Source organism: Flavonifractor sp. An52 (genome assembly GCF_002159385.1).
In the GTDB taxonomy this organism is placed as follows: domain Bacteria; phylum Bacillota; class Clostridia; order Oscillospirales; family Oscillospiraceae; genus Flavonifractor; species Flavonifractor avicola.
The window spans coordinates 1-2,207 of the sequence record NZ_NFIB01000063.1 but is presented as its reverse complement, the minus strand read 5'-3'; the positions used below and the strand labels follow the sequence as shown (position 1 = coordinate 2,207).

General features: G+C 54.8%; 2 protein-coding genes. Both read left to right on the top strand.

The window, feature by feature from the left end:
* Positions 1-107: 107 nt before the first annotated feature.
* The gene (gene istA / locus B5G06_RS13675) at positions 108-1,331 is read left to right on the top strand and encodes an IS21 family transposase (protein WP_087189599.1); all 1,224 of its coding nucleotides are present in this window, start codon (positions 108-110) and stop codon (positions 1,329-1,331) included.
* The gene (gene istB / locus B5G06_RS13670; protein WP_087189598.1) at positions 1,324-2,106 is read left to right on the top strand and encodes an IS21-like element helper ATPase IstB; all 783 of its coding nucleotides are present in this window, start codon (positions 1,324-1,326) and stop codon (positions 2,104-2,106) included. The genes istA and istB overlap by 8 nt, the downstream gene beginning before the upstream one ends.
* Positions 2,107-2,207: the final 101 nt, after the last annotated feature.

Here is a 2,207-nt window from a genome sequence, read left to right as displayed (position 1 = left end):
TGTCACCGCCGGAGTAAAATAGACCTATACGCCGGGCAAAAATTGACCCACGCCTAAAGACCGGCTATCTTAAAAGTGTGTGCAATACTTTTAAGGGAGATGGCCGAATGATTAGGAGTGGGCTGATACTAATGATAAAAGAATTAGCAGGAAAAGGCAAGAGTGCATATTCCATTGGGCGTGAAATTGGAGTATCGAAAAACACTGTCCGGAAGTACATAACACAGCCAGCGCAGCCGCATGGCTTGAAGGGGGTTAGAAAAGGCTCCAAGCTGGACCCTTACAAACCACAGTTGGACATCTGGATGCAGCAAGGTATTTTCAACTGTGTGGTGCTGCTGGAGCGGCTGCGGGCACTGGGATATGATGGCGGGATGAGTATCCTGAAAGAATATGTACATCCGTACCGGCCAGCGAAGTCCGCGCCGGCGGTGCGGCGCTATGAGACACCCAGCGGCAAGCAGGCACAAATGGATTGGGGTATCTGTCAGTATCGGGACCAAAGCGGGGCCCTGCACAAAGTGGCTGTTTTTGTGATGATATTAGGATATTCTCGTACCAAGTACATTGAGTTTGTAAGCCGCTGTGACCTGCGTAGCATGGAACGGTGTATGCTGAACGCATTTCTGTATTTCGGGGGTGTGCCTAAGGAAGTCCTGACCGACAACATGAAGACAGTTGTCGCAGGGCGTGAGGCTGGCAAGGTGATTTGGAATACCCAATTCTCTGACTTTGCGGTAGAGGTGGGCTTTCTGCCAAAGGTCTGTCGGGTCAGGAAGCCGCAGACTAAGGGGAAAGTAGAGCGTCTGGTCCGGTATGTGAAAGAGAACTTCTTCCCCGGCCGCAAGTTCACTGACCTGGAAGATCTGAACCAGCAGGCGCAGCTCTGGTGTAAAACGGTGGACTCCAAGCCCCATGGTACCACCGGTAAGGTCCCATTGCAGGTGCTGCCTGCGGAAGAACTGCTTCCATTACCCGCTCAGGAGATTCAGGACCGCTACCGCTGGGAGAGACGTACCGTAACCAGAGAAGGATTGGTGAGCTTTGACGGGATCCGTTATGGTGTACCATGGCAGTACAGCGGCAAGGAGGTCCAGGTACGGTTGTGCAGCGGCTCTTTGGAAATCTATGACGGAGAGATGCTTTTAGCCAGGCACCAGGTCCAGTACCATGCCGGAAAAATCATATGGCTTCCCGGACAGTACAAAGGCCTGGCAGAGCACAAAGGGATTGCCGCACCGTATCCGGCAGCCCAGCAGCAGGATCTCCAGGTGGAAGTACGGCCCCTGCAGTTCTATGACCGTTTGTTAGGAGGATCTGCACATGGTTGAATTAGAACATGCCAGAGCCCTTCTGGAACAAATGGGGCTGCAGACTGCGGCTCAACTTCTGGATGCTCAGTTGGAGCAATCCCTCCACGCACAGCAGACTTATGTGCAGTTTCTCAATGAACTGCTTTCTTCTGAACAGCAGCAACGCCAGCGAAAGAGCCGGGAGACCCGGCTGAAGTTGGCCAGGCTGCCCCACCGCAAGGGCCTGGAGGACTTTGACTTTGCGTTCCAGCCCAGCATTGACAAACGGCAGGTAGAGGAGCTGGGTACGCTGGCCTTCGTTGCCCGGGAGGAAAATGTCATCCTGCTGGGACCCCCTGGGGTGGGCAAAACCCACCTGGCTGTTGGCCTGGCACTCAAGGCGTTGGACGCCGGTATGGTGGTTTATTACACCACCCTCTCTCACCTCATTACGGATTTGAAGAAAGCTCAGCTGCAGGGACGCCTGGAACGCAGGTGGCGGGTCTACCTGCGTCCGGCTGTACTGGTGATTGACGAGGTTGGGTACATGCAGCTGGACCGCCAGGAGGCTGAGCTGCTGTTCCGTCTGATCTCGGAACGGTATGAGCACGGCAGTATCATCTTGACCAGCAATAAGTATTTCAGCGATTGGGGGGAACTGCTCAGCGACAACATTCTGGCCACTGCGCTGCTGGACCGACTGCTCCACCACGCCCATGTGGTGAATATCCGCGGCCAGACTTACCGGCTGAGGGAACGGTGGAAGGCCGGTGTCCAGCCGGTTCCACCAGCTGAGCTTCCGGCGGACAACTGACCGGCTGACAGAGTTCCGGCGTAAATAACCGGCGCTATGTTTCCGGCGTTTGGGTCATTTTCTGGCCGGCGTTTTAGATTTTTTACCGTCCGGCGTTGACA

Bases quoted from the DNA above. Each gene is read 5' to 3' on its own strand.
- istA (WP_087189599.1), top strand. From the start codon at position 108: ATGATTAGGAGTGGGCTGATACTAATGATAAAAGAATTAGCAGGAAAA.
- istB (WP_087189598.1), top strand. From the start codon at position 1,324: ATGGTTGAATTAGAACATGCCAGAGCCCTTCTGGAACAAATGGGGCTG.